This is a genomic window from Burkholderia anthina (genome assembly GCF_001547525.1).
GTDB classification, from domain to species: Bacteria; Pseudomonadota; Gammaproteobacteria; order Burkholderiales; family Burkholderiaceae; genus Burkholderia; species Burkholderia semiarida.
Window position 1 is genome coordinate 32,079 of sequence record NZ_CM003768.1, and the last position, 26,147, is coordinate 58,225.

The 26,147-nt window shown below is 65.9% G+C and carries 29 protein-coding genes; 25 read left to right on the forward strand and 4 right to left on the reverse strand.

Annotated features, from left to right (window positions below; translation table 11 throughout):
* Window position 1: 1 nt before the first annotated feature.
* From rpsE to dsbD, 13 genes are all read left to right on the forward strand, one after another.
* A complete protein-coding gene (rpsE, locus tag WS64_RS00205; RefSeq protein WP_006482895.1) occupies window positions 2-520 on the forward strand; it encodes a 30S ribosomal protein S5 in 519 nt (172 codons plus the stop codon).
* Window positions 521-535: 15 nt separating this feature from the next.
* On the forward strand, window positions 536-718 hold the full coding sequence (rpmD, locus tag WS64_RS00210; protein ID WP_006400644.1) for a 50S ribosomal protein L30: 183 nt from the start codon (window positions 536-538) through the stop codon (window positions 716-718).
* Window positions 719-744: 26 nt separating this feature from the next.
* Window positions 745-1,179 (forward strand): 50S ribosomal protein L15, encoded by a 435-nt coding sequence (gene rplO, locus WS64_RS00215; RefSeq protein ID WP_006482880.1) that lies wholly within the window; start codon window positions 745-747, stop codon window positions 1,177-1,179.
* A gap of 42 nt (window positions 1,180-1,221) precedes the next feature.
* Window positions 1,222-2,571 (forward strand): preprotein translocase subunit SecY, encoded by a 1,350-nt coding sequence (gene secY, locus WS64_RS00220; protein WP_006482915.1) that lies wholly within the window; start codon window positions 1,222-1,224, stop codon window positions 2,569-2,571.
* A gap of 7 nt (window positions 2,572-2,578) precedes the next feature.
* Window positions 2,579-2,797 (forward strand): translation initiation factor IF-1, encoded by a 219-nt coding sequence (gene infA / locus WS64_RS00225; protein WP_004521905.1) that lies wholly within the window; start codon window positions 2,579-2,581, stop codon window positions 2,795-2,797.
* Between the two features lie 20 nt (window positions 2,798-2,817).
* Window positions 2,818-2,934 carry a 50S ribosomal protein L36 gene (rpmJ, locus tag WS64_RS00230; RefSeq protein WP_004199844.1) on the forward strand — a complete coding sequence of 39 codons (117 nt, stop codon included), beginning with the start codon at window positions 2,818-2,820 and terminating at the stop codon, window positions 2,932-2,934.
* Between the two features lie 38 nt (window positions 2,935-2,972).
* Window positions 2,973-3,338, forward strand: a complete 366-nt coding sequence (gene rpsM, locus WS64_RS00235) for a 30S ribosomal protein S13 (protein ID WP_006400641.1) — start codon at window positions 2,973-2,975, stop codon at window positions 3,336-3,338.
* 28 nt (window positions 3,339-3,366) lie between these two features.
* A complete protein-coding gene (gene rpsK, locus WS64_RS00240) occupies window positions 3,367-3,768 on the forward strand; it encodes a 30S ribosomal protein S11 (RefSeq protein WP_004197937.1) in 402 nt (133 codons plus the stop codon).
* 154 nt (window positions 3,769-3,922) lie between these two features.
* Window positions 3,923-4,546: a 30S ribosomal protein S4 gene (gene rpsD, locus WS64_RS00245; protein WP_059577365.1), complete on the forward strand. Its 624-nt coding sequence runs from the start codon at window positions 3,923-3,925 to the stop codon at window positions 4,544-4,546.
* Between the two features lie 124 nt (window positions 4,547-4,670).
* On the forward strand, window positions 4,671-5,648 hold the full coding sequence (locus WS64_RS00250; protein WP_006477176.1) for a DNA-directed RNA polymerase subunit alpha: 978 nt from the start codon (window positions 4,671-4,673) through the stop codon (window positions 5,646-5,648).
* Window positions 5,649-5,797: 149 nt separating this feature from the next.
* Window positions 5,798-6,193: a 50S ribosomal protein L17 gene (gene rplQ, locus WS64_RS00255; RefSeq protein WP_006477175.1), complete on the forward strand. Its 396-nt coding sequence runs from the start codon at window positions 5,798-5,800 to the stop codon at window positions 6,191-6,193.
* 202 nt (window positions 6,194-6,395) lie between these two features.
* Window positions 6,396-6,722: a divalent-cation tolerance protein CutA gene (gene cutA, locus WS64_RS00260; protein ID WP_059640232.1), complete on the forward strand. Its 327-nt coding sequence runs from the start codon at window positions 6,396-6,398 to the stop codon at window positions 6,720-6,722.
* Complete coding sequence (gene dsbD / locus WS64_RS00265) at window positions 6,715-8,562, forward strand: protein-disulfide reductase DsbD (RefSeq protein ID WP_060965477.1); 1,848 nt, start codon at window positions 6,715-6,717, stop codon at window positions 8,560-8,562. Before cutA ends, dsbD begins: the two co-directional genes overlap by 8 nt.
* A 131-nt stretch (window positions 8,563-8,693) precedes the next feature.
* Here dsbD and hemB read toward each other — a convergent pair whose 3' ends face one another.
* Both hemB and yihA read right to left on the reverse strand, forming a co-directional pair.
* Complete coding sequence (gene hemB / locus WS64_RS00270) at window positions 8,694-9,692, reverse strand: porphobilinogen synthase (protein ID WP_059640228.1); 999 nt, start codon at window positions 9,690-9,692, stop codon at window positions 8,694-8,696.
* A 253-nt stretch (window positions 9,693-9,945) separates the two neighbouring features.
* On the reverse strand, window positions 9,946-10,605 hold the full coding sequence (yihA, locus tag WS64_RS00275; RefSeq protein ID WP_059640226.1) for a ribosome biogenesis GTP-binding protein YihA/YsxC: 660 nt from the start codon (window positions 10,603-10,605) through the stop codon (window positions 9,946-9,948).
* A gap of 214 nt (window positions 10,606-10,819) precedes the next feature.
* On the opposite strand from yihA, the gene WS64_RS00280 reads away from it, so the two are divergent.
* From WS64_RS00280 to msrQ, 5 genes are all read left to right on the forward strand, one after another.
* Window positions 10,820-11,473: a c-type cytochrome gene (locus WS64_RS00280; protein ID WP_059640224.1), complete on the forward strand. Its 654-nt coding sequence runs from the start codon at window positions 10,820-10,822 to the stop codon at window positions 11,471-11,473.
* Between the two features lie 218 nt (window positions 11,474-11,691).
* Window positions 11,692-13,905 carry a cytochrome c biogenesis protein ResB gene (locus WS64_RS00285; RefSeq protein ID WP_059577348.1) on the forward strand — a complete coding sequence of 738 codons (2,214 nt, stop codon included), beginning with the start codon at window positions 11,692-11,694 and terminating at the stop codon, window positions 13,903-13,905.
* 4 nt (window positions 13,906-13,909) lie between these two features.
* The gene (gene ccsB / locus WS64_RS00290; RefSeq protein ID WP_060965478.1) at window positions 13,910-15,100 is read left to right on the forward strand and encodes a c-type cytochrome biogenesis protein CcsB; all 1,191 of its coding nucleotides are present in this window, start codon (window positions 13,910-13,912) and stop codon (window positions 15,098-15,100) included.
* Between the two features lie 159 nt (window positions 15,101-15,259).
* Complete coding sequence (gene msrP / locus WS64_RS00295) at window positions 15,260-16,255, forward strand: protein-methionine-sulfoxide reductase catalytic subunit MsrP (RefSeq protein WP_060966861.1); 996 nt, start codon at window positions 15,260-15,262, stop codon at window positions 16,253-16,255.
* Window positions 16,256-16,275: 20 nt separating this feature from the next.
* Complete coding sequence (gene msrQ, locus WS64_RS00300; protein WP_060965479.1) at window positions 16,276-16,962, forward strand: protein-methionine-sulfoxide reductase heme-binding subunit MsrQ; 687 nt, start codon at window positions 16,276-16,278, stop codon at window positions 16,960-16,962.
* Between the two features lie 81 nt (window positions 16,963-17,043).
* Here the strand turns inward: msrQ and lptM are convergent, their stop codons facing one another.
* Window positions 17,044-17,322: an LPS translocon maturation chaperone LptM gene (lptM, locus tag WS64_RS32020; RefSeq protein WP_081066463.1), complete on the reverse strand. Its 279-nt coding sequence runs from the start codon at window positions 17,320-17,322 to the stop codon at window positions 17,044-17,046.
* Between the two features lie 36 nt (window positions 17,323-17,358).
* Here lptM and cyaY point away from each other — a divergent pair, with 36 nt between their 5' ends.
* Complete coding sequence (gene cyaY, locus WS64_RS00305; RefSeq protein ID WP_060965480.1) at window positions 17,359-17,685, forward strand: iron donor protein CyaY; 327 nt, start codon at window positions 17,359-17,361, stop codon at window positions 17,683-17,685.
* A gap of 81 nt (window positions 17,686-17,766) precedes the next feature.
* On the opposite strand, the gene WS64_RS00310 is transcribed toward cyaY, so the two are convergent.
* A complete protein-coding gene (locus WS64_RS00310; protein WP_099315995.1) occupies window positions 17,767-20,154 on the reverse strand; it encodes a penicillin-binding protein 1A in 2,388 nt (795 codons plus the stop codon).
* Between the two features lie 226 nt (window positions 20,155-20,380).
* On the opposite strand from WS64_RS00310, the gene WS64_RS00315 reads away from it, so the two are divergent.
* From WS64_RS00315 to aroB, 6 genes are read left to right on the forward strand one after another with little or no spacing between them, the layout of a single operon-like run.
* Window positions 20,381-21,304: a type IV pilus biogenesis protein PilM gene (locus WS64_RS00315; protein WP_060965481.1), complete on the forward strand. Its 924-nt coding sequence runs from the start codon at window positions 20,381-20,383 to the stop codon at window positions 21,302-21,304.
* Window positions 21,304-21,957, forward strand: a complete 654-nt coding sequence (locus WS64_RS00320) for a hypothetical protein (protein ID WP_060965482.1) — start codon at window positions 21,304-21,306, stop codon at window positions 21,955-21,957. The genes WS64_RS00315 and WS64_RS00320 overlap by 1 nt, the downstream gene beginning before the upstream one ends.
* Window positions 21,954-22,820, forward strand: coding sequence for a hypothetical protein (locus WS64_RS00325; RefSeq protein ID WP_060965483.1), 867 nt, complete (start codon window positions 21,954-21,956; stop codon window positions 22,818-22,820). The genes WS64_RS00320 and WS64_RS00325 overlap by 4 nt, the downstream gene beginning before the upstream one ends.
* Window positions 22,817-24,442, forward strand: a complete 1,626-nt coding sequence (locus WS64_RS00330) for a type IV pilus secretin PilQ (protein ID WP_060965484.1) — start codon at window positions 22,817-22,819, stop codon at window positions 24,440-24,442. Before WS64_RS00325 ends, WS64_RS00330 begins: the two co-directional genes overlap by 4 nt.
* Window positions 24,443-24,482: 40 nt before the next feature.
* On the forward strand, window positions 24,483-25,037 hold the full coding sequence (aroK, locus tag WS64_RS00335; RefSeq protein WP_059577324.1) for a shikimate kinase AroK: 555 nt from the start codon (window positions 24,483-24,485) through the stop codon (window positions 25,035-25,037).
* Window positions 25,034-26,113: a 3-dehydroquinate synthase gene (gene aroB, locus WS64_RS00340; RefSeq protein ID WP_060965485.1), complete on the forward strand. Its 1,080-nt coding sequence runs from the start codon at window positions 25,034-25,036 to the stop codon at window positions 26,111-26,113. The genes aroK and aroB overlap by 4 nt, the downstream gene beginning before the upstream one ends.
* Window positions 26,114-26,147 lie beyond the last annotated feature (34 nt).

A 26,147-nucleotide genomic window follows, 5' to 3' on the forward strand; every position in this document is an offset into this window, starting at 1 on the left:
CATGGCAAAGATGCAAGCGAAAGTTCAGGCTGACGAGCGCGACGACGGCCTTCGCGAAAAGATGATTTCGGTCAACCGCGTGACCAAGGTCGTGAAGGGTGGCCGTATTCTCGGCTTCGCCGCACTGACCGTGGTCGGCGACGGCGATGGCCGCATCGGTATGGGCAAGGGCAAGGCGAAGGAAGTGCCGGTCGCTGTCCAGAAGGCAATGGAACAAGCTCGCCGCAACATGTTCAAGGTGCCGCTCAAGAACGGCACGCTGCAACACGAAGTGCACGGCAAGCACGGCGCATCGGCCGTCCTCCTCGCTCCGGCGAAGGCAGGTACGGGCGTGATCGCCGGCGGCCCGATGCGCGCAGTGTTCGACGTGATGGGCGTTCAGAACGTCGTGGCGAAGAGCCACGGTTCGACGAACCCGTACAACCTCGTTCGCGCCACGCTGGACGGCCTGCGCAAGCAGTCGACCCCGGCAGACATCGCGGCGAAGCGCGGCAAGTCCGTCGAAGAAATTTTGGGCTAAGCCCGGGTGGTCACCATGTCTGAAAAAACTGTCAAGGTTCAGCTCGTCAAGAGCCTGATCGGGACCCGCGAATCGCACCGCGCGACCGTGCGTGGCCTGGGCCTGCGCCGACTCAACTCGGTTAGCGAGCTGCAGGACACGCCGGCGGTCCGCGGCATGATCAACAAGGTCTCGTACCTCGTTAAGGTCATCGCGTAAGCGGCCCTACGGATCAAGGAGTTGATATGGAATTGAATAACCTGAAGCCGGCCGCTGGCGCCAAGCACGCCAAGCGTCGCGTCGGTCGTGGCATCGGTTCGGGCCTCGGCAAGACGGCTGGCCGTGGTCACAAGGGTCAGAAATCGCGTTCGGGCGGCTTCCACAAAGTCGGTTTCGAAGGCGGTCAGATGCCGCTGCAACGTCGTCTGCCGAAGCGCGGCTTCACGTCGCTGACGAAGGAATTCGTCGGTGAAGTGCGCCTGGGCGACCTCGAGAAGCTGCCGGTCGACGAGATCGATCTGCTCGCACTGAAGCAAGCCGGCCTGGTCGGCGAGCTGACGAAGAGCGCAAAGATCATCGCGACGGGCGAACTGAAGCGCAAGATCGTCGTGAAGGGTCTCGGTGCCACCAAGGGTGCGCGCGCTGCGATCGAAGCGGCTGGCGGTTCGTTCGCCGAGTGACACGCGTAGCGCGTCGTCACTTGCATTCATCGGAGAAGGTACTTGGCTAACAGCCCGAGTCTTGCAAAACCCGGTCGAAGCACGGCGAAATTCGGCGATCTGCGCCGGCGAGCGATGTTCCTGCTCCTGGCGCTGATCGTCTATCGCATCGGCGCGCACATTCCCGTGCCGGGCATCGATCCGGATCAACTGGCCAAGCTGTTCCAGAGCCAGGCGGGCGGCATCCTGGGCATGTTCAACATGTTCTCGGGTGGCGCACTTTCCCGCTTCACGATCTTTGCGCTGGGGATCATGCCGTACATCTCGGCGTCGATCATCATGCAGTTGCTGGCGATCGTTTCGCCGCAGCTCGAGGCGCTGAAGAAGGAAGGGCAGGCAGGGCAACGGAAGATCACGCAGTACACGCGGTATTTCACCGTGGTGCTCGCGACCTTCCAGGCGTTCGGTATCGCGGCTGCGCTGGAAAATCAGCCGGGCCTCGTCACCGATCCCGGCATGCTGTTCCGTCTGACGACGGTCGTGACGCTGGTAACGGGCACGATGTTCCTGATGTGGCTCGGCGAGCAGATTACCGAGCGTGGTCTGGGCAACGGTATCTCGATCATCATCTTCGGCGGGATCGCAGCAGGGTTCCCGAATGCCGTGGGTGGGTTGTTCGAACTGGTGCGTACGGGTTCGATGAGCATCATTTCGGCGATCATCATCGTCGTTCTGATCGCCGCGGTGACTTACCTGGTCGTGTTCATCGAACGCGGTCAGCGCAAGATCCTCGTGAACTACGCGAAGCGCCAGGTCGGCAACAAGATCTACGGTGGGCAGTCGTCGCATCTGCCGCTGAAGCTGAACATGTCGGGCGTGATTCCGCCGATCTTCGCATCGTCGATCATTCTGTTCCCGGCAACGATTCTCGGCTGGTTCAGTACCGGTCAGCCGACGGGAAGCTGGATTTCCAATACGTTGCATAACGTTGCGGAAGCGCTGAAGCCGGGCCAGCCGGTCTATGTGCTGCTGTACACGCTGGCGATCGTGTTTTTCTGCTTCTTCTACACCGCACTGGTGTTCAACAGCAGGGAGACCGCGGACAACCTGAAGAAGAGCGGCGCGTTTGTTCCGGGCATCCGTCCGGGCGATCAGACCGCGCGATATATCGACCGCATCCTCACGCGTCTGACGCTGGCCGGTGCGATCTACATCGTCTTCGTGTGTCTGCTGCCGGAATTCCTGGTGCTGCGCTGGAACGTGCCGTTTTATTTTGGTGGAACGTCGCTGCTGATCATTGTCGTCGTCACGATGGACTTTATGGCGCAGGTGCAGTCGTACGTTATGTCGCAACAGTATGAGTCGCTGCTCAAGAAGGCAAACTTCAAGGGCGGCAACATCCCGATGCGTTGAAAGGACTATGGCCAAAGACGATGTAATCCAGATGCAGGGTGAGGTGATTGAAAACCTCCCGAATGCGACCTTCCGCGTGAAGCTGGAAAACGGCCATGTCGTGTTGGGGCATATTTCCGGGAAGATGCGGATGCACTACATCCGCATCCTGCCGGGCGACAAGGTGACGGTTGAATTGACGCCTTACGATCTGTCTCGTGCGCGGATCGTGTTCCGGGCGAAGTGATTTGAAAAAAGGGTATTATCATGAAAGTGATGGCATCGGTTAAGCGCATTTGCCGCAATTGCAAGATCATCAAGCGCAAAGGCGTCGTTCGCGTGATCTGCAGCTCGGATCCGCGCCACAAGCAGCGCCAAGGCTGACCGCGCGTTTGTTTGCGCTTTTTGTTTGAGGAAAAACAATGGCTCGTATCGCAGGGGTTAACATCCCGAATCACCAGCATACCGAGATCGGCCTGACGGCTATCTTCGGTATCGGCCGCACCCGTTCGCGCAGCATCTGCGTGGCAGCTGGCGTCGATTTTTCGAAGAAGGTCAAGGATCTGACCGACGCAGACCTGGAAAAGCTGCGTGAAGAAGTAGGCAAGTTTGTCGTCGAAGGCGATCTGCGCCGTGAAGTGACGATGAACATCAAGCGCCTGATGGACCTCGGTTGCTACCGCGGCGTCCGTCATCGCAAGGGCCTGCCGATGCGCGGTCAGCGTACGCGTACGAACGCACGTACCCGCAAGGGTCCGCGTCGTGCAGCGCAAGCGCTGAAGAAGTAAGCGGAACTGACAGTTACAGGAAAACGTAATGGCTAAGGCTTCGAACACCGCGGCGCAACGCGTTCGCAAGAAGGTTAAGAAGAACGTCGCTGAAGGCGTGGTTCACGTTCACGCGTCGTTCAACAACACGATCATCACGATCACCGATCGCCAAGGCAACGCTCTGGCATGGGCGACGTCGGGCGGTCAGGGCTTCAAGGGCTCGCGCAAATCGACGCCGTTCGCTGCTCAGGTCGCAGCCGAGTCGGCTGGCCGCGTCGCGATGGAATACGGCGTGAAGAATCTGGAAGTGCGGATCAAGGGCCCGGGCCCGGGTCGCGAGTCGGCAGTGCGCGCACTGCACGGCCTCGGCATCAAGATCACCGCGATTTCGGACGTCACCCCGATTCCGCACAACGGCTGCCGCCCGCCGAAGCGTCGTCGTATCTAAGGATGTGCTGGCACGCTCGTGCTAGCGCATTGCCTGTCGCCGCTCAGCGTCGACGGGCGTTGCTTTTTTGATTGACTAAGCCCACCGTTCGCCCCAAAGGGAGCGGACTAGCGCGGATTCCGATCCGCGTGACTGATTGATAAAGGAATGCAAAGTGGCACGTTATATCGGCCCCAAAGCCAAGCTGTCCCGCCGTGAAGGCACCGACCTGTTCCTGAAGAGCGCGCGCCGCTCGCTCGCCGACAAGTGCAAGCTCGACAGCAAGCCGGGTCAGCACGGCCGTACCTCGGGCGCACGTACGTCCGACTACGGTACGCAGTTGCGCGAAAAGCAGAAGGTCAAGCGTATCTACGGCGTGCTGGAACGTCAGTTCCGTCGTTACTTCGCTGAAGCCGATCGCCGCAAGGGCAACACGGGTGAAAACCTGCTGCAACTGCTCGAATCGCGCCTCGACAACGTCGTGTATCGCATGGGTTTCGGCTCAACCCGCGCTGAAGCGCGTCAGCTGGTGAGCCACAAGTCGATCACCGTGAACGGCGTCGTCGCAAACGTCCCGTCGCAGCAAGTGAAGGCGGGTGACGTCATCGCGATCCGCGAAAAGGCGAAGAAGCAGGCGCGTATCGTCGAAGCGCTGTCGCTGGCCGAGCAAGGCGGCATGCCGAGCTGGGTTGCAGTCGATGCGAAGAAGTTCGAAGGCACGTTCAAGCAAATGCCGGAACGCGCTGAAATCGCAGGCGACATCAACGAAAGCCTGATCGTCGAATTGTATTCGCGTTAATCCGATTGACGGCCGAGGTACCCCGATTGCGTTGCGCAAGGAGGGGCCTCGGCTGTTTATTTTCTGGTTGTTACCGGTCAGCCTTATCGGTGTAACGAGCCGAGGGTATTGAAAAGGAAAGCCCATGCAAACCAGTTTGCTGAAACCCAAGATCATCGCCGTGGAATCGCTGGGCGAGAACCACGCGAGGGTGGTCATGGAACCGTTTGAACGCGGTTACGGCCACACCTTGGGCAATGCGCTTCGCCGCGTGCTGCTGTCGTCGATGGTGGGCTACGCGCCGACCGAAGTCACGATCGCGGGCGTGGTGCACGAGTACTCGACGCTGGATGGCGTGCAGGAAGACGTCGTCAACCTGCTGCTGAACCTGAAGGGCGTGGTGTTCAAGCTGCATAACCGTGACGAAGTGACGGTTACGCTGCGCAAGGAAGGCGAAGGCGTCGTGACGGCCGGCGATATCGAGCTGGCTCACGATTGCGAAGTCATCAATCCGAATCACGTGATTGCGCACCTGTCGAAGGGTGGCAAGCTCGACGTTCAGATCAAGATCGAAAAGGGTCGCGGCTATGTGCCCGGCAACGTCCGTCGCTACGGCGAAGACACGGCCAAGATCATCGGTCGCATCGTCCTCGACGCATCGTTCTCGCCGGTTCGCCGCGTGAGCTACGCTGTCGAGAGCGCACGTGTCGAGCAGCGTACCGACCTCGACAAGCTCGTGATGAACATCGAGACGAGCGGCGTGATCACGCCGGAAGAAGCGATCCGCCAGTCGGCCCGCATCCTGGTCGACCAGTTGTCCGTGTTCGCGGCGCTGGAAGGCACGGAAACGGCAGCCGAAGCGCCGTCGCGTGCACCGCAGATCGATCCGATCCTGCTGCGTCCGGTGGACGATCTCGAGCTGACGGTTCGTTCGGCGAACTGCCTGAAGGCCGAGAACATCTACTACATCGGCGATCTGATCCAGCGCACGGAAAACGAGCTGCTGAAGACGCCGAACCTCGGTCGCAAGTCGCTCAACGAGATCAAGGAAGTGCTCGCTTCGCGCGGTCTCACGCTGGGCATGAAGCTCGAGAACTGGCCGCCGGCTGGTCTCGACAAGTAAGCCCGGTTGTAGCCTCGCTATAGCTGTAGTTGGCAAAGATGCGGATTTTCCTTTAAAATCCGCATCTTGCTTTTTTTCGTTACCGGCCCGTGCACCCTCCGAGGTGCGATAGAAGAGCTGGATCAAAACTTTGAATCAAGGAAACTGAAATGCGCCATCGTCATGGTCTGCGGAAACTGAACCGCACGAGCAGCCACCGTCTGGCTATGCTCCGTAACATGTCCAACTCGCTGATCGAGCACGAAGTCATCAAGACGACGCTGCCGAAGGCGAAGGAACTCCGTAAAGTCGTCGAGCCGCTGATCACGCTCGGCAAGAAGCCGTCGCTGGCAAACCGTCGCCTGGCGTTCAACCGCCTGCGCGATCGTGACTCGGTCGCGAAGCTGTTCGACGTGCTCGGCCCGCGTTTCGCGAACCGCCCGGGCGGCTACCTGCGCGTGCTGAAGTTCGGCTTCCGCGTGGGCGACAACGCACCGATGGCACTGGTCGAACTGCTCGACCGTCCGGAAGTCGACGAAACGGAAAACGTGCAAGAAGCTGAGTAAGCTTCCGGTACGCAGCAGTATCTGAAAGGGGCCGAGCAATTGCTTGGCCCTTTTTGTTTTTGAGATGCCGGCTGCGATCGATTGTCGCAGGCCGGTGCCGGCAGCGTCGCGCGGGCTGCGCTACGATACGGGCAACCGGCGCGGTTCCTGAACGGGTAACGGGGCGCGGGCAGGAGCCGGCAGACCAGCGAGGAGAGCGCGGATGATAGTGGTGCTGATGCTGACGACGGTCCCCGATGCGGCGACGGCCGCGGCGCTCGCCGACGGCGCGCTCGACGCGCGGCTTGCGGCGTGCGTGTCGGAGCTCGGCACGATCAAGTCGCGCTATCACTGGCAGGGCAAGGTCGAAACGGCCGACGAGATCCAGTTGCTGTTCAAGACGAGCCCCATCCGGGCGCTCGAACTGGAGCGATTTATTCTCGCGCATCATCCGTACGAGACGCCCGAAATCGTCTCGTGGCAGACGACGGCATCGGCCGCGTATGGCCAATGGGTGACCAGCGAAACTCAACGTCAATTTCATGTTTAACGGTATGGCGCTTTCGGTGCGCGTGCGCGCGCTGCGGTTTCTTGCGGTCCTGTTGTCGTTCGTGCTCGTGCTGGGCGGCCTGTCCGCCGCGCGCGCTGCCGACGATTTCCTCGATCCGTCGGTTGCGTTCAAGTTCAGCGCGAGCGAATCGCCGGGACAGGTCGACGTCCGCTTCAAGATCGCCAACGGCTACTACATGTACCGCGAGCGCTTCGCGTTCGCGGTGAAGCGCGGCCAGGCGACGCTCGGCGAGCCGCAGTACCCGGCCGGCCACGTGAAGTTCGACCAGACGTTCCAGAAGGACGTCGAGACCTATCGTGACGAAGTCGTCGTTCACGTGCCGGTGAAGCAGGCGGCCGGGCCGTTCGAGCTTGCGGTGACGTCGCAAGGGTGCGCGGACGAAGGGATCTGCTATCCGCCGGCCGAGCACGTGGTGAAGGTCGACGGCGCCGCGCTCGGCGCCGCATCGTCGTCCGGTGACACGGCTGCCGCGGGTAGCTGGTTCGACAAGGTCACGAGCGCCGATTTCGCGCAGTCGCTGCTCGAAGGCCACGGCTTCTTCACGATCGTCGCGCTCTACTTCGTCGCGGGTGTCGTGCTGAGCCTGCTGCCGTGTTCGTACCCGATGATTCCGATCGTGTCCGCAATCATCATCGGCCAGGGCACGCGCGCGACGCACGCACGCGGCTTCGCGCTGTCGCTGACCTACGTGATCGGCATGGCGCTGGTCTACACGGTACTCGGCATCGCCGCCGCGCTGATCGGCCAGAGCCTCGGCGCGTGGTTGCAGAACCCGTGGGTGCTCGGCGCGTTCGGCGTGCTGCTGACCGCGTTCGCGGTGTCGCTGATCTCGGGCAGGGACATCGCGCTGCCGGCGCGCTGGCAGAACGGCGCGGCCGACGCATCGAGCGCGCGGCAGGGCGGCCACTTCGTCGCGGTCGCGGCGATGGGTGCGTTGTCGGCGCTGGTCGTCGGCGCGTGCATGACGGCGCCGCTGTTCGCCGTGCTCGCGTTCATCGCGCACACGGGCAATGCGTTGCTCGGCGGTGCCGCGCTATTCGCGATGGGGCTGGGGCTCGGCGTGCCGCTGCTGGTCGTCGGCGTCGGGGCCGGCACGGTGCTGCCGCGCGCGGGCGCGTGGATGGACGGCGTGAAGGTGTTCTTCGGCATCGTGTTGCTCGCTGCCGCGCTGTGGATCGTATGGCCGGTGTTGGCGGGCGGGCTGAAGATGGTGCTCGCGGCGTTGTGGCTGCTGATCGCGGCCGCGGCGCTCGGACTGTTCACGCCGAATGCCGGCGCTGCGTCGATCTGGCGCCGCCTGGGCCGCGGCGTGGGGGCCGCGCTCGCGATCTGGGCCGCGACGCTGCTCGTCGGCCTGGCCGCGGGCTCGACCGATCCCGTCAAGCCGCTGGCCGTGCTGGCGGCGCGTACGGTGGCGTCCGGCGGCGCGGCGACGGCCGGCGCGGCTGCCGCGCAGGATGGCCCCGTGTTCGCGCCGGTGCGCTCCATTGGCGAACTCGATGCGCTGCTCAAGACATCGGGCCAGCCCGTGATGCTCGACTTCTACGCCGACTGGTGCGTGAGCTGCAAGGAGATGGAACATCTGACGTTCACCGACGCGCGCGTGCAGGCGCGGCTCGCGCGGCTTCACCTCGTGCGCGCGGACGTCACCGCGAACAACGCGGACGATCAGGCGCTCCTCAAGCGCTTCAACCTGTTCGGGCCGCCGGGCATCATCTTCTTCGATCGCAACGGCAACGAGATCGGCCGCGTGGTCGGCTATCAGGCGGCCGACACCTTCTTGCGCAGCCTCGACCGGGCAGCCGTTCCGACGGTATGACGATGGCCCGCCGGAGGCGAATCGCGGAAGAGAAGACTCGGGCCGGCTGACAACCGCGATCGACGGTAAACAAAAAACGGCGGAACACCAAGGTGTTCCGCCGTTTTTTGCAGGTGCGTGCCGGTGCGCGATCAGCGTTGCGCTTTCAGCAGACGCGCGGCATCGAGCGCGAAGTACGTGAGCACGCCGTCGGCGCCCGCGCGCTTGAACGCGAGCAGCGATTCGAGCACGACCTTGTCGTGGTCGAGCCAGCCGTTCATCGCGGCCGCCTTCAGCATCGCGTACTCGCCGCTCACCTGGTACACGTAGGTCGGGAAGCGGAATTCGTCCTTCACGCGGCGCACGATGTCGAGATACGGCATGCCGGGCTTGACCATCACCATGTCGGCGCCTTCGTCGATGTCGAGGCGGACTTCGCGCAGCGCTTCGTCGCTGTTCGCCGGGTCCATCTGGTAGGTCATCTTGTTGCCCTTGCCCAGATTGGACGCCGAACCGACCGCGTCGCGGAACGGGCCGTAGAACGCCGACGCGAACTTCGCCGAGTAGGCCATGATCCGCGTATGGATATGGCCGTCGCTTTCCAGCATCTCGCGGATCGCGCCGATGCGGCCGTCCATCATGTCCGACGGCGCGACGATGTCGACGCCGGCTTCAGCCTGCGCGCGAGCCTGGTCGACCAGGATCTCGATCGTGTCGTCGTTGATCACGTAGGCGTTCTCGTCGAGCACACCGTCCTGGCCGTGGCTCGTGTACGGATCGAGCGCGACGTCGGTCAGCACGCCGAGTTCGGGGAAGTGCTTCTTCAGCTCGCGCACCGCACGCGGGATCAGGCCTTCCGGATTGGCCGCCTCGCGGCCGTCCGGCGTCTTCAGCGACGGCTCGATGGCCGGGAACAGCGACAGCACGGGCACGCCGAGTTCGACGCATTGCTCGGCGACGTGCATCAGCAGATCGACCGACACGCGTTCGACGCCGGGCATCGACGGGACGGGCTGGCGTTCGTTGGTGCCTTCGACGACGAACACCGGGTAGATCAGGTCGTCGGTGGTCAGGCGGTTTTCGCGCATCAGGCGGCGGGAGAAGTCGTCGCGGCGCATCCGGCGCGGACGATGAAGCGGATGGAAGCTCATGGCGATTTGGCAGAAATCAGGGCAAGAAGAACCTTACGGAACCCTTAGGTCATTTTCGAGATCGTTGGTATATGATAGCGATCGAGCGGCGCGCGTTGCGTGCAGCTCCCCGCTTCTCCTCCCTGAGCGGGTGCCTGTCGTTTTTCGATTAGGCTGTTTGACCCGCCGTTCAACGGCGGGTTTTTTTATGAGCCGGCCGAATCCGCAGGTGCCGTCAGGTGCGCGCAGCCGATCCCAGCCGCGCGTTGCCCGCTCATTGTGCTACAGGCTCGCCTTTTTCGTCGGCGACGGACGGCCGCAGCCAGCTCTCGATCAGTTCATGAGCCTCGTCGAGCCCCGTGCGCTTCAGCGCCGAGAACAGCTGGACCGTCAGCTTGCCCTTCACGCCCTGGTCGCGATACGCGTCGAGCCCCTTTTGCGTGTTGCGCAGCGCGTTGATGCTTTCCTGGCGCGTCAATTTGTCGCACTTCGTCAGCAGCGTGTGGATCGGCTTGCCGGTCGGCGCGAACCACTCGATCATCCGGCGATCGAGCTCGGTGAGCGGGCGGCGCGAATCCATCATCAGGATCAGGCCGCAGAGCTGCGAGCGCGTCGCGAGATAGGACGACAGCAGCATCTCCCAGTGCGCCTTCGCGGCGCCGGGCACTTCCGCATAGCCGTAGCCGGGCAGGTCGACGAGATTCGCGACGGGCTCGGCGGCCGGGCCGACGGAGAAGTAGTTGATATGCTGCGTGCGGCCGGGCGTCTTCGACGCGAAGGCCAGCCGCTTCTGGTTGCACAGCACGTTGATCGCCGTCGACTTGCCGGCATTCGAGCGGCCCGCGAACGCGATTTCCGGCTGGACCGTCGGCGGCAGGTCGCGCAGATGGTTGACGGTCGTGTAGAAGCGGGCTTGATGGAGCAGAAAGGCCATGGGAACCGGAAGGACGGGCGGCGCGAGCCGCTTGGTGGAGGCGGGGTAGCCCCGATAGGCGCGGGAGCTTTCAGCGCGATATTGTACAATACGGCGGTTTTACCGAAGGCCACCGGGCGCCTGCCTCGCGCTTTTATGTGGCTTCTGCGGTAGACTGAACGCCGTCGTTTTTTGCAGAACCTCAAATTCCCACAAGACGAAACAGGGTGTGCGAATGAATCGACTGTGCAAGTCTCTGATGGTGCTTCAGGTTGCAGCAGGGTTCGTAGGTTTCGTAGCGGAGGCAAACGCGGCAGATGCGGCCAAACCGGATCTGGACCGCGGCAAGGCGATTGCCGGGCAGGTTTGCGCGTCGTGTCACGGCGCCGACGGCAACAGCGCGTCGGGCAGTTTCCCGAAGCTTGCCGGCCAGCATCCCGAATATCTGGTCAAGCAGTTGAACGACTTCAAGACGCAGCCGGGCGCGAAGGGGCCGGCGCGTAACAACGCGGTGATGGTCGGATTCGCGAGCGCGTTGAGCGCGGACGACATGCGCAATGTCGCCGCGTACTACGGGTCGCAGACGACGAAGCTCGGTACCGCGCGCGATGCGGCGACCGTGCCGATCGGCCAGAAGATCTATCGCGGCGGCATCGCGGAAAAGGGTGTCCCCGCCTGCGCGAGCTGCCACGGGCCGACGGGGCAGGGAATTCCGGTCCAGTACCCGCGTCTGTCGGGGCAATGGGCCGATTACACGGTCGCGCAGTTGACCGCGTTCCAGCAGGGTGCCGGCGCGCGCAACAACAACGAGGCGATGCATCAGATCGCGTCGCGGCTGTCGGATACCGAGATCAAGGCCGTCGCGGATTACATCGCGGGCCTGCGTTGAGCGGTCCGCCGCGAATGGAATGACCGGGCGCCCGAAGGGCGGCCGGAGTCAGAACAAGAAAAGGGTGGGGCGCCGCGTCGTTGCGGTGGCCTCGCCCTTCTTTTTTGTCGGCACTCGCCGGGCCGAGCCGGAATGGAAGGGCATGCAGGCGATCGGGGCTGCGCCCCGGAAGCGAACAGAGTAAGCGTGGGGGCCGTGTCCCCTTAGTCGGAGTTTGAATGAGCGTTACCACGTCGGGGTTGCAGTCGAAGTCGAGTCACGGTGCGTCGAAACGCGCGGTCGAGCTGCTGAGCTCGATGCGCTTCGCGATCGCGCTGCTGGTGGTGTTGTCGATTGCGAGCATCATCGGCACGGTCCTGACCCAGGACGATCCGTATCCGAACTACGTGAACCAGTTCGGGCCGTTCTGGGCGGACATCTTCCGCTCGCTCGGCCTGTACAACGTGTACAGCGCGTGGTGGTTCATGCTGATCCTGATCTTCCTCGTCGTGTCGATCTCGCTGTGCGTGATCCGCAACGCGCCGAAGATGCTCGCCGACGCGAAGAGCTGGAAGGACAAGGTCCGCGAAGGCAGCCTGCGCGCATTCCACCACAAGGCCGAGTACACGGCGTCCGGCACGCGCGCGAGCGTCGCGGCGACGCTCGCCACGTTCGTCGCGAAGGCCGGCTACAAGCACGTCGTGCGTGAAACCGACGGCGCGACGCTGATCTCCGCGAAGCGCGGCGCGATGACCAAATGGGGCTACATCTCCGCGCACCTCGCGATCGTCGTGATCTGTATCGGCGGCCTGCTCGACAGCAACCTGCCGATCAAATTCCAGATGCTGATGTTCGGCAAGAGCCCGGTCAACACGAGCGCGACGATCAGCGAGATCTCGCCCGACCATCGGCTGTCCGCGTCGAACCCGACGTTCCGCGGCTATGCGTGGGTGCCGGAGGGCCAGTTCGTGTCGACCGCGATCCTGAACCAGCCGAGCGGCTCGCTGATCCAGGACCTGCCGTTCTCGATCCAGCTCGACAAGTTCATCGTCGATTACTACACGACGGGCATGCCGAAGCTGTTCGCGAGCGACATCGTCGTGATCGATCGCGAGACGGGCCGGAAGATCCCGGCGCGGGTCGAGGTCAACAAGCCGTTTACGTACAAGGGCGTGTCGATCTACCAGTCGAGCTTCCAGGATGGCGGCTCGCAGATGCAGATGACGGCCTATCCGATGACGGGCAGCCGTGCGGCGACCGTCCCCGTGAAGGGCACGATCGGCAGTTCGGCGCCGCTGCAGGTCCCGGGCGCCGACGGCGAGACGATCGAGTTCTCCGACTTCCGCGCGATCAACGTCGAGAACATGGCCGACGCGAACGGCAAGCCGGACGTACGCGGCGTCGCGACGACCAGCTCGCTGAAGGAAGTGTTCGACGAGCGGCTCGGCTCGGGCGCGAAGACGTCGAAGCCGACGCAGCTTCACAACATCGGCCCGTCGGTGCAGTACAAGATCCGCGGCAAGGACGGCCAGGCGCGCGAATTCAACAACTACATGCTGCCCGTCGACATGAACGGCGAGCGCGTGTTCCTCGCCGGCGTGCGCGCGAGCCCGAACGATCCGTTCCGCTACATGCGGATCCCGGCCGACAGCCAGGACTCGATCGGCGAATGGATGCGCCTGCGCGCCGCGCTCGAGGATCCGGCCGTGCGCACCGAAGCCGCCGCGCGCTTCGCGCAGCGCTCGCTGCCGGGCGATGCGTCGCTGCGCGGCCGTCTGCAGGACAGCGCATCGAAGGTGCTGACCCTTTTTGCGGCGAGCGACGACAGCGTCGGCCGCGGGGCGGACGGCCAGCCGGTCGGCGGCTTCCAGGCGGTGGCGACGTTCATCGACCGCTCGGTGCCGAAGGGCGAGCAGGAGAAGGCCGCGAGCCTGCTGCTGCGGATGCTCGAGGGCTCGATGTGGGAGGTGTGGCAGATCGCGCGCGAGCGTGCCGGCGAGCCGGCCGCGCAGCAGGGCACCGACACGATCCGTTTCGTGCAGAACGCGATCAACGCGCTATCCGACAGCTTCCTGTATGGATCGCCGGTCTATTTGCAGCTCGACTCGTTCAAGCAGGTGCAAGCTTCGGTATTTCAGTTGACGCGCGCGCCCGGCAAGAATCTGGTGTATCTTGGCAGCCTGCTGCTGGTCGCCGGCATCTTCTCGATGTTCTACGTACGCGAGCGGCGACTCTGGTTCTGGCTGAAGGACGCCGGTTCGGGCGTCGATGTGGTGATGGCAATGTCCACGGCCCGCAAGACCTTCGATTTCGAGAAAGAATTCGTGCAGACGCGCGACGCGGCCGGCGCCGCCTTGCGCGCCGCACCTCGCGACGCCGCGCCCGCCGGTGCGGCTTCGACGGCCCGCCCGCCTGCCGGCGGCGGTTCCGATTCCGAGAATTCCACCCGGTAACATCATGGATCTCACGCAAGTTTCCTCTTCCCGTACGGCGTCGGCTCCGGCGCCGGCATCGTCGCCGCTGTTCGACGACCGTCCGTTCCTCGCGCGCCTGTCGCTGTTCGACTGGCTGTTCGCCCTGGCGCTGGTGGCGGGCGCGGGCTATGCGCTCGTGCACTACAACGCGCACATGGATTACTACGACAAGGCGGTGATGATCGGCACCGTGCCGGCGCTTGTCGCGCTCGGCTGGCGCTGGAAGCCCGCGCGGCTGATGATGGCGTCGATCGCCGTGCTGTCGCTGCTGTCGATCCAGATCTACCAGGGCGATCTCGCGCGCGCCGATTCGGCGTTCTTCCTCAAGTACTTCCTGTCGAGCCAGTCGGCGATCCTGTGGATGAGCGCGCTGTTCGTGCTCGCGACGATCTTCTACTGGATCGGCCTGCTCGCGCGCTCGGAAACGGGCGCCGCGATCGGCCAGAAGCTCACGTGGGTCGCCGTGCTGATGGGCTTCACGGGGCTGATGGTGCGCTGGTACGAGTCCTACCTGATCGGAGCGGACGTCGGGCATATCCCCGTGTCGAACCTGTATGAAGTGTTCGTCCTGTTCAGCCTGATCACCGCGCTGCTTTATCTGTATTACGAAGGCCACTACGGCACCCGTTCGCTCGGCGCGTTCGTGCTGCTGGTCATCAGCGCGGCGGTCGGCTTCCTGATGTGGTACTCGGTCGCGCGCGATGCGCAGCAGATCCAGCCGCTCGTGCCGGCACTGCAAAGCTGGTGGATGAAGATCCACGTGCCGGCGAACTTCATCGGCTACGGCAGCTTCGCGCTGTCGGCGATGGTGTCGGTCGCGTACCTGATGAAAGAGCGCGGGGTCCTCGCCGATCGCCTGCCGACGCTGGAAGTGCTCGACGACGTGATGTACAAGTCGATCGCGGTCGGTTTCGCGTTTTTCACGATCGCGACGATCCTCGGCGCGCTGTGGGCGGCCGAAGCGTGGGGCGGCTACTGGAGCTGGGACCCGAAGGAAACCTGGGCGCTGATCGTGTGGCTGAACTACGCGGCGTGGCTGCACATGCGGCTGATGAAAGGCCTGCGCGGCGCGGTGGCCGCGTGGTGGGCGCTCACGGGCCTGCTGGTCACGACGTTCGCGTTCCTCGGCGTCAACATGTTCCTGTCTGGCCTGCACAGCTACGGCAAGCTGTAAGATTTTCGCCGTTCGTCCGACTATCAAACCGCCGGTGCACCGCGTGCCCGGCGGTTTTCTTTTGTAACGAGCGGGCGATCGAGGCGTCGAACGGCGCGCGATGGGCCGGGTCGAACGCTGATGAAGCATGCGCGCCGCGCATGCGGGAGGAACTGGACGATGTGGATCAAACGCCCTTTGCGTAACGTACTGACCGGCGCGGACATCGCGTCGAGCGAGATCACGCCGCGCGCGGTATTCGAGAACCGGCGGCGCGTATTGCAGGCGGCCGGATTCGCGGCCGCCGGCGGCCTGTTCGGCGCGAGCGGCGCGGCGCTTGCCGCGTATGCGTCCCCCGACGCGCGGGCGGCGAGGCTCGCGGCAAAAACGAACCCGAAATTCGTCGCGATCGACAAGGTCACGCCGTTCAAGGACATCACGTCCTATAACAACTTCTACGAATTCGGCACCGACAAGAGCGACCCGGCGCAGAACGCGGGCACGCTGCGGCCGCGTCCGTGGCGTGTGAGTGTCGAGGGCGAGGTGCAGCATCCGAAGGTATTCGATCTCGACGAGCTGTTGAAGCTCGCGCCGCTCGAGGAGCGCGTGTACCGGCTGCGCTGCGTCGAGGGCTGGTCGATGGTGATCCCGTGGATCGGCGTGCCGCTGTCCGAGCTGATCCGGCGCGTGCAGCCGACCGGCAACGCGAAATACGTGCAGTTCGTCACGCTGGCCGATCCGTCGCAGATGCCGGGCCTGTCGACGCCCGTGCTCGACTGGCCGTACTCGGAAGGGCTGCGCATGGACGAGGCGATGAATCCGCTGACGCTGCTGACGATGGGCGTCTACGGGCAGGTGCTGCCGAACCAGAACGGTGCGCCGGTGCGAATCGTCGTGCCGTGGAAGTACGGGTTCAAGAGCGCGAAATCGCTCGTGAAGATCCGCTTCGTCGACAAGCAGCCGAAGACGAGCTGGAACACGTATGCCGCGAACGAGTACGGCTTTTATTCGAACGTGAACCCGAACGTCGATCATCCGCGCTGGAGCCAGGCGACCGAGCGGCGCATCGGCGAGGACGGTTTCTTCACGCCGAAGCGCAAGACGTTGATGTTCAACGGCTACGGCGACCTGGTCGCGTCGATGTATCAGGGCATGGACCTGAAGAAGAACTTCTGAGCGCGACGGTGAGAAACGACATGCCTCCTTCGACGCTCACGCCCGCGCGCGCGGCAAGCGCCGGGCCCGATGCACGCACGGCGCGGGCCGGCGCGGTCCGTCCCGCCGCGCCGCGCTGGCTCGCACCGGCCAAGGTGCTGGGGTTCGCGGCCGGCCTCTATCCGCTCGCGCGCCTCGTGCTGCTCGGGCTGACCGACCGGCTCGGCGCGAACCCGCTCGAGTTCATCACGCGCTCGACGGGCTTGTGGACGCTCGTCCTGTTGTGCATCACGCTTGCCGTCACGCCGCTGAGGCGCATGACGGGCTTCGCACCGCTGCTGCGCTTTCGCCGGATGATCGGGCTGTTCGCGTTCTTTTACGCGACGCTGCATTTCACGACCTACCTGTGGTTCGACAAGTGGTTCGACGTCGTCGAGATCCTCAAGGACGTCGGCAAGCGCCCGTTCATCACGGTCGGCTTCGCGGCGTTCGTGCTGCTGATTCCGCTCGCCGCGACGTCGCCCCGCGCGATGGTGCGCCGGCTCGGTCGCCATTGGGCGACGCTGCACAAAGCGATCTACGCGATCGCGCTGTTCGGCGTGCTGCATTTCTGGTGGATGCGGGCCGGCAAGCACGATCTCGCGCAGCCGAAGCTCTACGCGGCGATCGTCGCCGTGCTGCTCGGCTGGCGGCTGGTTGCGTGGGGATGGCGGCGCGTGCGTGCGTGATGGTGCGGCCCGGAAAAACAAAAGGCGATGACCGGGAAGTCATCGCCTCGTTTCGAGCGCCGCGCGGGCGGCATCGCGTCGTTACTTCGTGGCGGCCGGGCCCGATGCCGGGGCTGGCATGGTCGATGCGCTGCTCGACAACTCGGGCGACAGCGTGAGCGGCGAGCCGGACGTATCGGGCGTCTCGTCGGACGACGCGTTTTCGTCGGTCGGTTTCACATCCGACGGCGGCGTGTTCTGCTGCTGGATCGGCTTGGGCATCGGAGGCACGGTGGGCAGATAGAGCGCGCCGCTTTGACCGCAGCCGGCAAGAATCGCCAAAGCCGCTACAATCGCGCTCATCCGGAAAACGACTCGCATGATCGTCCCTGAACAATTTAACCGATAGAGTTTAGCATGTCCGATACTGAATACCTGGCCCGTGCCGAGGCCGTGCTGGCGGCCGTCGAGCGTACCGTGGACGTCGCGAACGACGGCGATCACGGCATCGATCTGGAGCGCAACGGCAGCGTGCTGACGCTGACGTTCGAGAACGGCTCGAAGATCATCGTCAACCTGCAGCCGCCGATGAAGGAAGTGTGGATCGCGGCGAAGGCGGGCGGGTTTCACTACCGTTTCGTCGACGGCGCGTGGCGCGATACGCGCACGGGCACCGAGTTCTTCTCGGCGCTCACCGAATACGCGACCCAACAGGCCGGCCTGCCGATCACGTTCAGCGCGTGACGGCCGGGGCGCTGCGCTCCGAACGCCGTACCAAAAGAAAAAGCGCCCGCAGGGCGCTTTTTTCATGGCCGTGGCTGCGCGTCAGTGGCCGCGGAACAGGTTCATGATGTCCTGCTTTTCCTGTTCGTCGACGTGCGGCACCGCTTCGTCGACGTCCTGCGCGGCCGGCGCCTGCGGCACGCCGACCGTCGACACGAAGCCGTGACCGGGCGTGAACTCGGTGAAGTACAGTTCGCCGCCGAGCGACTCGACGCCTTCAGGCACCGTCGGCTTGAACTCCGGCACGCCCTTCAGCGCCGCACCCATGTAGTCGATCCAGACCGGCAGCGACAGGCCGCCGCCGGTTTCGCGATCGCCGAGGCTGCGCGGATTGTCGTAGCCGATCCATGCGATCGCGGCGAGCGTGTGCTGGTAGCCGGCGAACCACGCGTCGTGCGAGTCGTTCGTCGTGCCGGTCTTGCCCGCGAGATCGGTGCGCTTCAGCACGTTGGTCCGCGCGCCCGTGCCGCGCTGCGCGACGCTCTGCAGCAGGCTGTTCATCACGTAGGCGTTGCGCGCATCGATCGCGCGCGGCGCATTCTGCTCGGCGACGAGCGGCTGCGCGCGCGCGACGATCGCGCCGTTCGGATCGGTGACTTCGGCGATCAGGTACGGATTGACGCGGTAGCCGCCGTTCGCGAAGACCGAGTACGCGCCGGCCATCTGCAGCGGCGTGACCTGGCCGGCGCCGAGCGCCATCGGCAGGTAGGCCGGATGGCGCTCGGCGTCGAAGCCGAAGCGCGTGATGTATTGCTGCGCGTATTTCGTGCCGATGTGGTTCAGGATCCGGATCGACACGAGGTTGCGCGAACGCTGCAGCGCGGTGCGCATCGACATCGGGCCCTCGAAGCCGCCGCCGTAGTTCTTCGGCTCCCACGGCTGGCCGCCCGTTTCCGCGGCGCTGAAATACAGCGGGCCGTCGTTGATCACGGTGGCCGGCCCGAGGCCCTTGTCGAGCGACGCCGAGTAGATGAACGGCTTGAACGACGAACCGGGCTGCCGCCACGCCTGCGTGACGTGGTTGAACTTGTTCTTGTTGTAGTCGAAGCCGCCGACGAGCGAGCGGATCGCCCCGTCCTGCGGGACGATCGACAGGAACGCGCCTTCGACCTGCGGCAACTGCGTGATCGACCACTTGCCGGCATCGCTCTTCACCACGCGGACGATCGCGCCGGGGCGGATGCGGCGGTTCGGCTGCGCGTTGGCGGACAGCGCGCTCGACGCGAAGCGCAGGTTGTCGCCGTCGATCGTCGCATTGCTGCCGTCGATGAACGCGACCGTGATCTGGCGCGGGCTCGCGGCCGTCACGACCGCGGCGATCAGTTCGCCGTTGTCGGGGTGCTCGAGCAGCGCGTCGTCGATCGCCTGTTCACGATCGTCGGCACCGGCCGGCAGCTCGATGAAGCCCTCCGGCCCGCGATAGCCGTGGCGGCGCTCGTAATCCATGATGCCCTTGCGCAGCGCGGTGTATGCGACCTGCTGGTCCGCGGAATCGATCGTCGTGACGACGTTGAAGCCGCGCGTGTAGGTTTCCTCGCGATACTGCGCGTACATCATCTGTCTGACCATTTCGGCGACGTACTCGGCGTGCACGCTGAAATCGCGGCCCGGCCCCTTGACGACGAGCGGCTGCGCGGACGCTTCGTCGTACTGCTCTCGCGTGATGAAGTTCAGCTCGAGCATCCGCTGGAGGATGTATTCCTGGCGCACCTTCGCGCGTTTCGGGTTGACGACCGGGTTGTACGCGGACGGCGCCTTCGGCAGCCCCGCGAGCATCGCGGCTTCCGCGAGCGTGATGTCCTTCAGGTCCTTGCCGAAATAGACCCGCGCCGCGCTCGCGAAGCCGTACGCGCGCTGGCCGAGATAGATCTGATTCATGTAGACCTCGAGAATCTGATCCTTCGTCAGCGCGCGCTCGATCCGGTACGCGAGCAGCATCTCGTAGATCTTGCGCGTGTAGGTCTTCTCGCTCGACAGGAAGAAGTTGCGCGCGACCTGCATCGTGATCGTGCTCGCGCCCTGCGACGCGTGGCCGTTCGTCAGCGCGACGAAGCCGGCGCGGATGATGCCGGTGAGGTCGACGCCGCCGTGATCGTAGAAGCGCGCGTCCTCGATCGCGAGGATTGCCTTCTTCAGCGAGTCGGGCACGTCCTTGAAATGGACGACGTCGCGGCGCTCCTCGCCGAATTCGCCGATCAGCACGTGATCGGACGTATAGATGCGCAGCGGCACCTTCGGGCGGTAGTCGGTCAGCGCATCGAGCGACGGCATGTTCGGCCAGGCCACGACGAGCGCGTAGCCGAGCACGAGGCCGCCGGCCACGACGAGGGCCACGCACATCGCGGCGAAGCCGAGCAGGACTTTGAGCCACCAGGGCCGCTTCTTCGGCTCCGGAGCGGGAGGCGGGGACGTAGGAGTCGTGGATTGCATAGGCATACCGGAAAACAGTCCCGCGATTATAGCTGCCCGGTAAGACCGGCCCTGACGCGGGGGCCGCCCGTCGAAAAGCCGCGGATCGGCGTGCCGTCAGCATAGTCCGTGCACGGCCGCCGCGAACCGATTCTGGCCGTTTGGCCGACTGTCGGCCGCGCGCGCCGCTTTGCAGAATCAGGTCTCGGAAACGCGGCGTGGGCCGCGACGATCTCGGGAGGCTGGGATGGCAGGACGATGGGTGGCGCGGTTTGTACAGGGCAGGCATCGGTCGACGGGAATCGACGTCGGCGCGCACGAGGTGAGGGTCGCCGTGGTCAGCGGGCGCGGCCGGGGCACGGAGGTGTGCGTCGAGGGGCTCGAGCGGGAACCGGTCGGGCTGGCGGATGGGCCGGAAGACGCGCGCTGGGCAGCGGTCGCACGAGCGCTGGCGGCGGCCGTGTCGCGGCTGTCGGCGTCCGATGTGCGGTGCGACGCGCGCGGCGTGATGGCGCTGCACGATGACGAGATGCGCACCGCGACGCTCGATCTGGCCGGGCGCGGCGACATCGCGGACGCCGCGCGGCAGGCCGCCGAACGCCTCTCGGGGCTGGCGCCGGACAGTCTCGCGTTCGACTGGCGGCACTACGGCGGCGTGCGGTCCGGCGAGATCGCGGTGGCGGTGGCGCCGCTGGCGCTGCTCGAGCGGCGGATCGACGTGGCTGCGCAGGCCGGTATCGACCTGACGGTGATCGACGGCGAGTCGGCCGCCGTGCTGCGTGCGTTGCGCTATGCCGCGCAGTTCGAACCCGATGCGCAGCGCGCCTATGCCGTGCTGTGGTTCTGCGACGCAGGGGTGCGCGGCTGGCGGATCGAGGGCCCGTCGGCCATCCCGGTGCTGACGCTGTCCGGCACGTTGCCGGAAGCGCTTCCCGACGCGTTGCGCCGGCGCTCGTTCGGGGCCGTCCATTGCGTACTCGTCGCCGGGGACGAGCGATGTATCGCCCGATTCGATACATCCGTCGCAGAGATTGGCGATGTGCTCGGCACGGCGGCGGTTCCGTTCGACTGCACGGGTTGGGACGGGCAGCCGTGCGTGCGCGCCGGCGTGCGGGGCGGCCCGGCGTTTGCCGTCGCGTTCGGGCTGGCGTTGCGCGGGGTGTGGGAATGATGGCCGGTCACGTGGCGGCAAACGAGGGCGCGGCGAGTGCGGCCGGGCAGGCGGTACAGGCGGTACTCGGCGACTTCAATCTGCTGCCGTACCGCGAGCGGTTGGCGCAGGCGTTGCGGCGACGCCGGGCCGCGCAGTTCAGTGTGGCGGTGCTGCTCGGCGTGCTCGGCGCCGGGCTGTGGACGGGCGCTGCCGTGCTGTCGCGGTGGCGGGTGGACGCCGAGCGCGCCGGCGCGGAGGCACGGCTGCGGCAGTTGCAGCCACAGGTGGCTGCCGCGACGCGCGCCGCCCATGCCGCCGCCGCCGTCGCGCGGCGCGACGCGCAGGCGGCGGCGCTGGCCGCGCCCTACCGGCGCGTGGCGGGGTTGCTGGCGACCCTGGAGCAGGTGCGCGTCGATCATGTCCGGCTCGACGCGCTGCGCATGACGTCCACCGGCGCCGTGCTCGATGCGCGCGCCGCGAGTTACCGGGCGGCTGCGCGATGGCTCGCCGCGATGGCGCGCGAGCAGCGCGACTGGCGGATCGATATAGACACGTTGAAGCCGGCGTCGGATGGGCCGGCTTCGACGGCCGGGATGCCTTTTCGGTTCTCCGTGCAGTTGCGCTGGCACGACGCGACGTCGTCGCGGAAGGTATCGGGAGGTGGCGCATGACGGCGCTCGTGCATTGGCCGGCGCCGCTCGAAGGCGCCGCGCCGGGCCGCATGTCGCGCGTGTCGCCGGCGGCCGTGCATGCCGCCGGTTGCGTGCTGGCATTCGCGGCCGTGCTGGCGGGCGGCATTCATCTGGTAAATGCGGCCGACTTGAGCGGGCTTGCCCATAGTCGCGCGTTGCTTGCCGCGGCGCAGGCGCGTGCGGCCGACGCGCAACGCATGCTTGCATCCGCCGCACAACGGCGCGACGGGCATCATGCGTCGACGCGCGACGATCGCTTGCCGCCGGCGCCGGAGTGGGCCGCGCTGATGCTGGAACTGGCCGATCTGGCCTCGTCCAGCGGGCTGCACGGCGTGTCGATCGAACCGCAGCGCGCCGATGGCGCGGCACCGGACGGCAGGCGCACCGTGCATATCGCCGCGGATGGCGGTTTCAGTGCGCTGCTGCATCTGGTTGGCGGGCTGGCGCGCTTTCCGGTGCTGGCCGTTCCGTCGGCGCTGCGTATCGAGCGTGGCGTGTCGGCGGAGCGGGTGGACATGTCCATCGACGTGTTTCCGGCGCTGCCGGCGATATCGGCCGCGGAGGGCAACACGCCGGTTCGCGCCGTTGCGCCCGGCGCCGATCCGTTCGGCGAGGCTGGCCTGGCCGAGGCGGCGGGGCACGCCGCGCGCCTTGCCGGCACGATTCGCGATGCGCGTGCCGGTCTCGCGTTGTTCGACGACGGCGACGGCACGTTCACGACCGTTGCACCGGGCGAGGTGTTGGGGGCCGCGCGCGTGGTGCGCATCGAGCGCGCGGCCGTGATGCTCGCGACGGTGGACGGATCGCAGCGGCTCGTCCTGGACGACGGAGGCCGGCCGTGACGAAGTACCGTTGTGGGGCGATTGCCATCTGGGCCGGCATGATGGCGGCCGGCGCAAGCGCGTCGTTGCCGCCGCTGCCGGCGGTGTGGCCTGCCGGATCCACGGATGTGCCGGTGCCGCGCTTGCCGCCGCAGGTGGCTGACGGCATGGACGGCGCGGTCGCGCAGGACGCCGGCCCGCCGCCGTTGGAACAGGCGGCGCGTGCGGCGCTGCGGACGGAAACCGCTGCACCGGGCCCCGCGCTGGAGGGACCGCCGATTCCGCTGGGGCCGCCGGCCCGGATGAGCGACGCCGCGGCCCGGCAACCGGGCGATGCGGACGACGCACGGCGGATCTCGCTGAATCTGCAGGGCGTCGGGCTCGCGGCTGCGTTCGACGCGATCGCGCGGTTCACGGGGCTCAACATCGTCGTCGGCGAACAGGTGCGGGGCACGGTGACGTTACGTCTGAACAATGTCGGCTGGCGCGACGCATTCGATACGCTGCTCGACACGCACGGGCTCGCGATGTCCCGGCGCGGCAACGTGATCTGGGTCACACCGGCAGCCGAGCTGGCTGCGCGCGAACGCGAGCGCTTCGACATGCACGCGCGGGCCGCCGATCTGGAGCCGCTCGCGAGCCGTACGTTCGTGCTGCACTATCCGCGCGCGCAGGACGTGCAACGGCTGCTGGCCGGCGCGACCGGCCAACGCCTGCTGTCGAAGCGCGGCGCCGCGGCGGCCGATCCGCGCACGAACCTGCTGTTCGTGACCGATCTCGCGCCGCGCATCGCGCAGATCGCCGGCCTGATCGACGCGATCGACCGGCCGTCGCGGCAGGTCCGGATCGAGGCCCGCATCGTCGAAGGCGAGCACGGTTTCTCGCGCAGCCTCGGCGCGCGTGTCGCGCTGCGTGCGCAGGGGCGGCCGTCGCCGGCCGACGGCACGCCCTTCACGGCGGACACGCGCAACGCGCTCGATCTCGCCGCTCGGCCGCTCGGCGGCTTCGACGCGGCCACCGCCGGCTTCACGCTGTTCGCCGCGCCGCTCAGCCGCGTACTCGACATCGAGCTGAGCGCGCTGGAGGCGCAGGGTCGGGGCCAGATCGTTTCGCGTCCGCGGGTGGTGACGGCCGACCGCGTCAAGGCCATCGTCGAGCAGGGTTCCGAACTCCCGTACCAGGCGAAGGTCGGTAATGGCATGAGCGGCGTGCAGTTCCGCCGCGCGACGCTCAAGCTGGAGGTCGAGCCGCAGATCACGCCGGATGGGCGCGTGGTGCTCGATCTCGACGTGACGAAGGACAGCGTCGGGGAGCCGACCGCAGCGGGCCCCGCGATCCACACGAAGCACGTGCAGACGCGCGTCGAGGTCGAGAACGGCGGGACGGTCGCGATCGGCGGCATCTACGAGCAACTGAACCGGAACGATGTGACGCGGGTGCCGCTCTTGGGCAAAATACCGCTTCTGGGCGCGCTTTTCCGGCACCGCGCGCAGCGCGACCAGCGCCACGAACTGGTCGTCTTCATCACGCCGACCGTCGTCGACGCGCGTTGCGGCGCGCCCGGCGCGGGCGGCGCGGATGCCGAGAAAACGGGGCCGGAAGCCGCCGGCGCAGGCTCGACAAGGCAGCCGCTTTGCCAGTAAGCTGCGCCACACACCAGCAAGATTGAAGCAGAGGAAGCCGTTGCAAGCGCGGGACCCACATGCAAACGTATTTTTCGTCGGCCTTATGGGAGCGGGTAAGACCACCGTGGGCCGTGCGGTCGCGCGTCGTCTCGACAGGACGTTCTTCGACTCCGACCACGAAATCGAGGCCCGTACGGGCGCGCGCATTCCGGTGATCTTCGAGCTGGAGGGCGAGGCCGGGTTTCGCGATCGTGAAACGCAGGTGATCGCCGATCTCACGCAGCGCGAGAACATCGTGCTCGCCACGGGCGGCGGCGCGGTGCTGCGCCCGGAAAATCGCGACAGCCTGAAAAGCCACGGCATCGTCGTCTACCTGCGCGCCAATCCGCACGATCTGTGGCTGCGCACGCGCAAGGACAAGAACCGCCCGCTGTTGCAGACGGAAGATCCGAAGGGGCGTCTCGAAGCGCTGTATGAAGTGCGCGACCCGCTGTACCGCGAATGCGCGGATTTCGTCATCGAGACCGGCCGCCCGTCGGTCAACGGCCTCGTCAACATGGTGCTGATGCAACTCGAACTGGCCGGCGTCATCGCCAAGCCGCTACAAGCATGATTACTGTCAACGTCGATCTGGGCGACCGCGCCTATCCGATTCATATTGGCGCCGGCCTGATCGGCCGCGCCGAGCTGTTCGCGCCCCACATCAAGGGTTCGTCCGTCACGATCGTCACGAACACGACGGTCGATCCGCTCTACGGCGACGCGCTGCGCGCGGCGCTCGCACCGCTCGGCAAGCGCGTGTCGACGGTCGTGCTGCCGGACGGCGAGGCGTACAAGAACTGGGAAACGCTGAATCTGATCTTCGACGGCCTGCTGACGGATCACGCCGATCGCAAGACGACGCTCGTCGCGCTCGGCGGCGGCGTGGTCGGCGACATGACGGGCTTTGCGGCCGCGTGCTACATGCGCGGCGTGCCGTTCATCCAGGTGCCGACGACGCTGCTGTCGCAGGTCGATTCGTCGGTCGGCGGCAAGACGGGCATTAACCACCCGCTCGGCAAGAACATGATCGGCGCGTTCTACCAGCCGCAGGCCGTGATCGCGGACATCGGCGCGCTGACGACGCTGCCCGATCGCGAACTGGCGGCCGGCGTGGCCGAAGTCATCAAGACGGGCGCGATCGCCGATGCCGAGTTCTTCGACTGGATCGAGGCGAACGTCGATGCGCTGAACCGTCGCGAGCCCGCGGCGCTCGCGCATGCGGTGAAGCGTTCATGCGAGATCAAGGCGAGCGTCGTCGCGGCCGACGAGCGCGAAGGCGGCCTGCGCGCGATCCTGAACTTCGGCCACACGTTCGGCCATGCGATCGAGGCCGGGCTCGGCTACGGCGAATGGCTGCACGGCGAGGCGGTCGGCTGCGGGATGGTGATGGCGGGCGACCTGTCGGTGCGGCTCGGCCTCCTCGACGAAGCGTCGCGGCAGCGCCTCGATGCGGTGATCGCGGCCGCGCACCTGCCGACCCGCGGGCCCGCGCTCGGCGACGCGCGCTACATGGATCTGATGCGCGTCGACAAGAAGGCCGAGGCCGGCGCGATCAAGTTCATCCTGCTGAAGCGATTCGGCGATACGTTGATCACGCAGGCGCCGGACGAAGCGGTATTCGCTACACTGGCGCAGACGACCGGCTAACGGCGCCCGGATTCGCCGGCGCCGCCGACATGGA

Coding starts and splice junctions, on each gene's coding strand:
- cutA (WP_059640232.1), top strand. CDS start 6,396: ATGATAGTGGTGCTGATGCTGACGACGGTCCCCGATGCGGCGACGGCC.
- yihA (WP_059640226.1), bottom strand. CDS start 10,605: ATGGCCTTTCTGCTCCATCAAGCCCGCTTCTACACGACCGTCAACCAT.
- rpmD (WP_006400644.1), top strand. CDS start 536: ATGTCTGAAAAAACTGTCAAGGTTCAGCTCGTCAAGAGCCTGATCGGG.
- WS64_RS00325 (WP_060965483.1), top strand. CDS start 21,954: ATGACGGCGCTCGTGCATTGGCCGGCGCCGCTCGAAGGCGCCGCGCCG.
- msrQ (WP_060965479.1), top strand. CDS start 16,276: ATGCCTCCTTCGACGCTCACGCCCGCGCGCGCGGCAAGCGCCGGGCCC.
- cyaY (WP_060965480.1), top strand. CDS start 17,359: ATGTCCGATACTGAATACCTGGCCCGTGCCGAGGCCGTGCTGGCGGCC.
- rpsK (WP_004197937.1), top strand. CDS start 3,367: ATGGCTAAGGCTTCGAACACCGCGGCGCAACGCGTTCGCAAGAAGGTT.
- rpsM (WP_006400641.1), top strand. CDS start 2,973: ATGGCTCGTATCGCAGGGGTTAACATCCCGAATCACCAGCATACCGAG.
- ccsB (WP_060965478.1), top strand. CDS start 13,910: ATGGATCTCACGCAAGTTTCCTCTTCCCGTACGGCGTCGGCTCCGGCG.
- WS64_RS00310 (WP_099315995.1), bottom strand. CDS start 20,154: ATGCAATCCACGACTCCTACGTCCCCGCCTCCCGCTCCGGAGCCGAAG.
- WS64_RS00250 (WP_006477176.1), top strand. CDS start 4,671: ATGCAAACCAGTTTGCTGAAACCCAAGATCATCGCCGTGGAATCGCTG.
- hemB (WP_059640228.1), bottom strand. CDS start 9,692: ATGAGCTTCCATCCGCTTCATCGTCCGCGCCGGATGCGCCGCGACGAC.
- msrP (WP_060966861.1), top strand. CDS start 15,260: ATGTGGATCAAACGCCCTTTGCGTAACGTACTGACCGGCGCGGACATC.
- WS64_RS00320 (WP_060965482.1), top strand. CDS start 21,304: ATGGCCGGTCACGTGGCGGCAAACGAGGGCGCGGCGAGTGCGGCCGGG.
- aroB (WP_060965485.1), top strand. CDS start 25,034: ATGATTACTGTCAACGTCGATCTGGGCGACCGCGCCTATCCGATTCAT.
- infA (WP_004521905.1), top strand. CDS start 2,579: ATGGCCAAAGACGATGTAATCCAGATGCAGGGTGAGGTGATTGAAAAC.
- WS64_RS00315 (WP_060965481.1), top strand. CDS start 20,381: ATGGCAGGACGATGGGTGGCGCGGTTTGTACAGGGCAGGCATCGGTCG.
- rpsE (WP_006482895.1), top strand. CDS start 2: ATGGCAAAGATGCAAGCGAAAGTTCAGGCTGACGAGCGCGACGACGGC.
- WS64_RS00280 (WP_059640224.1), top strand. CDS start 10,820: ATGAATCGACTGTGCAAGTCTCTGATGGTGCTTCAGGTTGCAGCAGGG.
- dsbD (WP_060965477.1), top strand. CDS start 6,715: ATGTTTAACGGTATGGCGCTTTCGGTGCGCGTGCGCGCGCTGCGGTTT.
- rplO (WP_006482880.1), top strand. CDS start 745: ATGGAATTGAATAACCTGAAGCCGGCCGCTGGCGCCAAGCACGCCAAG.
- lptM (WP_081066463.1), bottom strand. CDS start 17,322: ATGCGAGTCGTTTTCCGGATGAGCGCGATTGTAGCGGCTTTGGCGATT.
- WS64_RS00285 (WP_059577348.1), top strand. CDS start 11,692: ATGAGCGTTACCACGTCGGGGTTGCAGTCGAAGTCGAGTCACGGTGCG.
- rplQ (WP_006477175.1), top strand. CDS start 5,798: ATGCGCCATCGTCATGGTCTGCGGAAACTGAACCGCACGAGCAGCCAC.
- rpmJ (WP_004199844.1), top strand. CDS start 2,818: ATGAAAGTGATGGCATCGGTTAAGCGCATTTGCCGCAATTGCAAGATC.